This window comes from Sphingomonas sp., from assembly GCF_048594985.1.
Lineage (GTDB): Bacteria > Pseudomonadota > Alphaproteobacteria > Sphingomonadales > Sphingomonadaceae > Sphingomonas_I.
Genome location: NZ_JBMDXG010000126.1, coordinates 1 through 5,834, shown reverse-complemented (window position 1 = coordinate 5,834; position 5,834 = coordinate 1). Strand labels below are relative to the sequence as shown.

Sequence of the window (5,834 nt, the reverse complement as noted above, 5' to 3'; positions counted from 1 at the left end):
ACCGCGGCGCGAAGCCGCGGACGAGACGGACTCATTTGGCGAAGCGCCTCCAGCATGTCGCATGAGACAGGCGCCCGCACCGGTCGTTCCCCGCGACCGAGGTCACGGGGCAGGCTTCGTCCCCCGCCCCGGCCGGACGCGAAGAACGGGCCGACGTGTACTCTATTTGTTCCGATTTGTCAAGGGCGATTATATACCTTGCAAACTTTACTGGCGCTCGTTTCCGTATGGCCGCCCCCGATAGAACAGAGCCGCCTTTGCGGCTCTGAAGATCGCGTGAAGCGCGATGCCGACACCGGCGATCGATGCGATTCCCAAGAGAATAATCGCAATAGGACTCATGTCACCGTCACTCTCAAGGTGAAGCAACGCCCAACCTTGAACGCAAAGACAAGCGGCCAAGGCGCCAACATAGGACGCGGTGACGCGCCATCGGCTCACTCCGGCTTCTCCGGCTCCGGCTTAGTCGCCGCCACCTTCTTCAGCCTCTCATCCCAACGGCCTTCATCCTCGTCCGCTTCTACCTCGCGGGCTAGGGCTTTGAACTTGTCGAGCTGGGTGGGTTCGTCACTCGCCATCATCAGGCTCCGGAATAGGCTCATGCTCGTCTAGCGAAAGCCTGCCTTGCCTCGCGCTGTCCGGGATCGGCACCTCCGCTATCGACACGGGGGTAATGCCGCACAACCGAGCGCGCGTCGCTAGTCCTCCGTCATCGGTGTATATCTCGGTGACACCGTAGACCTTACAAATTGCGACAATCTGTCTGTCGACTTTGCGCTTCTGGTAGGTGTCGAGCTTATGCCGCTCGTCTTGTTCTAGGAAAGTGCTCCGATTTAGGAGCGCTAACTCCGCCGCGGCCCGCCCGTCAAAATTTCCAATCTCGAAGACGCGAGATCGTCCAACGATGTTGATGTACTGTTGCGCATCCGGGCCAATGGCAGTCAATAGCTCCGCGCATGCAGGGGCAGGTAAGATGATTTTGCGCCTCGATCTCTGAATCGTTTGCACGACAGCCTCGGCACGCGCCTGAGCCTCTTCGACTGCCTTTCCCGTGTTGGGGTCGTCCGGAACCCGTCCGGCCGGGTTCAATAGGATGCTCAGCATCGTATTGTCGAAGGCGACAGCGCTCAAAGGGACTCGTCCCGTTCTTGTCGCAGACGTTTATGCACGTCGGCTGGCCAGCGCACGTCAACGCTTCGGAGCCTCTCTAAAACGACGCTGAGGTCTTCGTCTTCCAAAAGCTCGTAGCTATGGACCTGCATGCGTTCGAGGAGCCAATTGCCCTCCTCTGTGCGACACCACTGGCCGTCGCCACTCAGGCGCACAGGTTCCCACATCAGCTTAGCCAGCTCTTTCGCAAGGCTGCGCTTGGCCGTGAACCCGGACATGATGCGGCCTTCGAGGTCCTGTATCTGGAGAGCCGCGTCGTCCGCCGTTCCGCCTACACGGATCAGCTGGCCGTCCACGGTGCTAGGCTGGCGTATTCCGCTAAGTACACCGGTATCTTGAGGCGCGGCGGGAATCTTCAACAATACCCGATCGCCGCTCCTCAGGAGGGCCGGCTTACCTGCATCGCGGGAGTCTCGCCGCAACATCTTGCTGATGCGGTTAAAGGCGTCGACTTGCTTCTTAGTGCCGTCACCCCTTTGAACGCGGTTGGCGCGCTCTTTGGCCGCCAACGCGGCCGCCTTAGGCACACGAAACACGGGGGCGACGCTAGACTTCCGGATCTCGATAAGATGCAGGTTTTGAGTGTCCCCCAGCACCTGCGCCATTTGCTGCAGGTACTCTAGAAGGCGATCGAGCGGTATCGTTTCCGGGGTGTACCCCGGAATGACGAAACTAAGCTCTTCAAAATCCGCCATAGGCGGATTCTAGGACAGCCTTGAGTCGGGGTAAAGCCTGCTCTTGCGGTGCGGCTTCGTATGCCAACGGCTCCGAATACGCCCGTTCCGTTTATGCGTAGCGGGGGCCTGGCTCACCAGCTGACTTATAGGTCAGGCGCTTGCCAACGATGCCCTTTAACGCGGCGTCGCAGCGCATCGGATCAGTTACACCTAACTTGGCGCGGTTGCTGTAGCGGAAGTCGAACTCGGCAAGGTAACGGTGCAGATGCTGCTCGCCACAGTGCTGATAGACACCTTCATGCCACGCTTGAAGATGGAGAAGCTGCCTTCGACCGTGTTCGTGAATACGTCGCCACGCACATACTCGCCAGCGGCGTGATTGACGCTCTCATGGCTGGCAAAGTGATGGGCGACCGCCTTGTAGAGCCGGGCCTGATCCGTGATTAGACGGGCTTCCTTGGCGATGTTCGCCTTCACGATCGGCTCCACGTAGCACGTGATCATCTGATCGAAGGTGTAGGACTGGATACGGCCGGTGTTGCGATCGACAAGGCTGATCACCTTCATCTTATGACCGAAGCCCTGCTTGCGGCGGATCGCGCCCTTGAGGTTGCCGATGTAGGTTTCATCGACCTCGACCGCGCCGCCGCCCTGACCGAACGGGGCAAGCTCGCCGGAGCGCATCGCTTCACGGATGCGGTGAGCGAGGAACCACGCCGACTTGTAGGTGATCTCCAGAGCGCGGTGCAGCTGGTGAGCCGAGACGCCCTTCTTGCTGCTCGTCATCAAATAGACGGCCTGGAGCATCTTGTGGAGCGGCATGCGGGCATGCTCGAACACAGTGCCGACCTTCACGGTGAACTGGCCCTTGCAGTCGCCACAGCGCCACAGGCCGATGCGGATGCGCTTTTCGGGGTTCGCCTTCACCTTCGTGATGCGCTCCAGGCCGCCGCAATGCGGGCATGAAACCGCGTCCGGCCAGATCAGACTTTCGAGGTGGGCGAAGGCCGCTTCCTCATTGTGAAAGTAGGGCTTGGACAGAACGGACATTGCATTGGCTCCTTGAAGCCAGCTTATGCCTGACTATTGGTGTGTTTGCAAGGTATATAATCGCCTTGTCAAGAGGGCCTCTATGGAAGGCGACGGCTGCTCCCGTGATGGGTCGGCGCTGCATAACCGCAGCGCAACGGATCGAGCAGCCCGGCAACGGACGGACCGGTTCACAATTGACGAGCGTGGGATGAAGATCACCTTCGCCATGGGCATGACGGCGGATAGCGTCGAGGAACTCGGGAGCGCTCAAGCCGGTGGAGAATGGAATGACCAGACGGGATCTACTGGCATGGGCAACGCGGGAACGCGAGGAAGCACTGCGGCAGATTGACCTATTTGAGACGGCGGGTCTCAAGGCTCAACTGCTGATGCCGGACGGCTCAACGCAGGACATTACGGAGGGCGTCGTCGCCCACCAGACCGAGAATGCCGCCGTATATGAGCAGTTGATAGCTGTCCTTGGGGCTGATCCGTAAAGTCCGCGCAGGCGTCAAGGACGGTCGCAGGCGGACCAATCGCCGGCCTCGCAGGCGCGGACGCGGCGGCGCCATGCGGCCATGTCCGCCTCGTACCGCGCGCGCGCCGCGCGATAGGCGGCCTCGTTCGCGTCGTTGCGGTCCAGGCGATGCGCGACATGCTTCCCGGCGTCGCGATTGAGCGCGCGCGTGCGATCGCGATCGGCGCGATGCGCTGCGTCGGGCGGTTCGTCGCTTATCGCGGCGCTCATCAAAAATGCGAGCAGCAAAGGCATCGCCGGAGCGTGCCCAAAGCCGTCTTTCCGGCCGGTGAACGGTGGAGCGATAGGATCCGCAACCGGCTTTTCAACCTTTAACGACCTATCGGTACAGAAATAGTCATGTTCATGTGGCGGTGCAGCAACAACGCCTGTTTACGTTTTGGTGACGTTCATGTTGCGGGGCCAAAAGCGCGCTCCCCACGGCGTGTCCGTGGGGCGAAAAATGTAGAAGGATGAATATCATGCGTACGATTGCTCTTGCTGCGCTCGCCGCCGTTTCGGTCGTTGCGATCTCCGCTCCCGCGGCCGCACAGGATGCTTCGGCTTTCACCGGTCCGCGCATCGGCGCGACGCTGGGCTACGACAAGACGCAGGGCCGCGACGGTTTCACCTATGGCGGCGCGTTCGGCTATGACGTGGCGGTCGCACCGCGCATCACGCTCGGCGCCGAAGGCACGTTCGAGGATTCGACCGTCAAGCGCGGCACGCTCCATGCGTCGCGCGACGTCGCGATCTCGGCGCGCGCCGGCTACGCGCTGACGCCGCAGATCCTGGGCTTCGCGAAGGTCGGCTACGACACGACCCGCTTCGAGCTGGGCACGGGCCACACCAATGTCGAGGGCGTGCGCTTCGGCGGCGGCCTGGAATATGCGGTGACCCCGCGCACCTACGTGTCGGCCGAATATCGCCGCACGGAGTATGAGGGCAATTTCGGCGGCCGCGACGCCGGCATCGTTGGCTTCGGCATCCGCTTCTAAGCGCGACGGAGGCGGGGTCCGCCCCGCCGCCGGACCTGTGGAGCGCCCGCGCGGGGATTTGCCCTCGCGCGGGCGTTCTGCGTTTCGGGGGCTATGCGTGGTGGCAGGCCGGCGGTGGACCCCGGCACAGGTCGCACGTGGCGATCGAGCGGAGCCCGTGCGTCTATATCCTCGCAAGCGGCTATAACGGTTCGCTCTGCGTGGGCGTGACATCGAACCTGATCGGGCGGATCGCGCAACATCGGGCGGGTACGTTTGATGGCCATACCCGCCGTTACGGCATCCATCGCCTCGTCTATTTCGAGGTCGCGGAGACGATGATGGCGGCGATCGCGCGCGAGAAGCAGGTGAAGCGCTATCGCAGGGAGTGGAAGCGCAATCTGATCGAGCGGGAGAATCCGGCCTGGAACGATCTGGCGGTTGGGTTGGGATTGGAGCCGGTCGCGACGGTGTCAGGCCGGGCGGTGGACCCCGGCACAAGGCCGGGGTGACGGATTGGGCCGGGGTGACGGATTGGGCTGGGGTGACGGGCAGGCGGGGGCGAGGGGTTACCCCAGCGCCTTGGCGCGGCGGCGCTGGATCGAGGAGCCGAGGCCGATCGCCTCGCGATATTTGGCGACTGTGCGGCGGGCGAGGTTGAAGCCGCGCGCGTTCAGGATCTCGACCAATTTGTCGTCGGACAGGATGTCCTTGCCCTCGTCGGCGATCAGCCTGGCGATGTGGCTCTTCACCGCTTCGGCCGAGACGCCCTCGCCCTCGGCGTTGGAGACGCCGCTGGTGAAGAAATATTTGAGTTCGAACAGCCCGCGCTCGCACGACAGATATTTATTCGACGTGACGCGACTAACGGTCGATTCGTGCATCCCGATCGCGTCGGCGACCGTGCGCAGGGTGAGCGGGCGGAGATGCGCCACGCCCTGGTGGAAGAAAGCCTCCTGCTGCTTCACCAGCTCGGTCGCGACCTTGACGATGGTGCGCGCGCGCTGATCGAGCGCCTTGGCCAGCCAGTTGGCGCTGGCGAGCGCGTCGGCGAGCCACGCCTTCGAAGTGCGGTCGGCGCCGGCGGCAAGCTCGGCATGGTAGCGGCGGTCGACCAGCAGGCGCGGGAGCGTGGCGCTGTTGAGTTCGACCGACCAGCCGCCCGCGCGGGTGCGCGCGACGAACACGTCGGGCGTGACCGGAGCCGCGCGCTCGCCGCCGAAGCGGAGGCCGGGCTTGGGATCGTAGCCGCGCAGCTCCTTGAGCATGTCGGCGAAATCCTCCTCGTCGACGTTGCACATCCGGCGTAGCGGGGCGAGCTGGCCGCGCCCGAGCATGTCGAGATTGGCGAGCAGGACTTCCATGCACGGATCGTAGCGGTCCGCCTCCTTGGCCTGGAGCGCGAGACATTCGCTGAGCGAGCGGGCGGCGATGCCGGCCGGGTCGAAAGACTGGACCACG

8 protein-coding genes and 1 pseudogene are annotated in these 5,834 nt (G+C 63.1%); 3 read left to right on the top strand and 6 right to left on the bottom strand.

Annotated elements, in window-relative coordinates:
* Positions 1-437: 437 nt before the first annotated feature.
* The 4 genes and pseudogenes from ACOJSF_RS04845 to ACOJSF_RS04830 all read right to left on the bottom strand — a co-directional run bounded on the left by ACOJSF_RS04845 (position 438) and on the right by ACOJSF_RS04830 (position 2,897).
* Positions 438-581: a hypothetical protein gene (locus tag ACOJSF_RS04845; protein ID WP_420141098.1), complete on the bottom strand. Its 144-nt coding sequence runs from the start codon at positions 579-581 to the stop codon at positions 438-440.
* A complete protein-coding gene (locus ACOJSF_RS04840) occupies positions 568-1,131 on the bottom strand; it encodes a hypothetical protein (protein ID WP_420141097.1) in 564 nt (187 codons plus the stop codon). The genes ACOJSF_RS04845 and ACOJSF_RS04840 overlap by 14 nt, the downstream gene beginning before the upstream one ends.
* Positions 1,128-1,865, bottom strand: a complete 738-nt coding sequence (locus ACOJSF_RS04835) for a hypothetical protein (RefSeq protein WP_420141096.1) — start codon at positions 1,863-1,865, stop codon at positions 1,128-1,130. Before ACOJSF_RS04835 ends, ACOJSF_RS04840 begins: the two co-directional genes overlap by 4 nt.
* A 91-nt stretch (positions 1,866-1,956) precedes the next feature.
* Positions 1,957-2,897, bottom strand: a pseudogene (locus ACOJSF_RS04830) (IS1595 family transposase).
* Positions 2,898-3,166: 269 nt separating this feature from the next.
* On the opposite strand from ACOJSF_RS04830, the gene ACOJSF_RS04825 reads away from it, so the two are divergent.
* Entirely contained in the window at positions 3,167-3,376 is a 210-nt protein-coding gene (locus tag ACOJSF_RS04825; RefSeq protein WP_420141095.1) for a hypothetical protein, read from the top strand.
* A gap of 14 nt (positions 3,377-3,390) precedes the next feature.
* On the opposite strand, the gene ACOJSF_RS04820 is transcribed toward ACOJSF_RS04825, so the two are convergent.
* Positions 3,391-3,627 (bottom strand): hypothetical protein, encoded by a 237-nt coding sequence (locus tag ACOJSF_RS04820; RefSeq protein ID WP_420141094.1) that lies wholly within the window; start codon positions 3,625-3,627, stop codon positions 3,391-3,393.
* Between the two features lie 251 nt (positions 3,628-3,878).
* Between ACOJSF_RS04820 and ACOJSF_RS04815 the strand changes: the two genes are divergently transcribed.
* Together ACOJSF_RS04815 and ACOJSF_RS04810 are read left to right on the top strand one after the other, a co-directional pair.
* Positions 3,879-4,394 carry an outer membrane protein gene (locus tag ACOJSF_RS04815; RefSeq protein ID WP_420141093.1) on the top strand — a complete coding sequence of 172 codons (516 nt, stop codon included), beginning with the start codon at positions 3,879-3,881 and terminating at the stop codon, positions 4,392-4,394.
* 137 nt (positions 4,395-4,531) lie between these two features.
* A complete protein-coding gene (locus tag ACOJSF_RS04810; RefSeq protein WP_420141092.1) occupies positions 4,532-4,885 on the top strand; it encodes a GIY-YIG nuclease family protein in 354 nt (117 codons plus the stop codon).
* A gap of 57 nt (positions 4,886-4,942) precedes the next feature.
* Here the strand turns inward: ACOJSF_RS04810 and rpoN are convergent.
* On the bottom strand, positions 4,943-5,834 hold an 892-nt coding region (gene rpoN / locus ACOJSF_RS04805), incomplete at its 5' end, for an RNA polymerase factor sigma-54 (protein WP_420141091.1).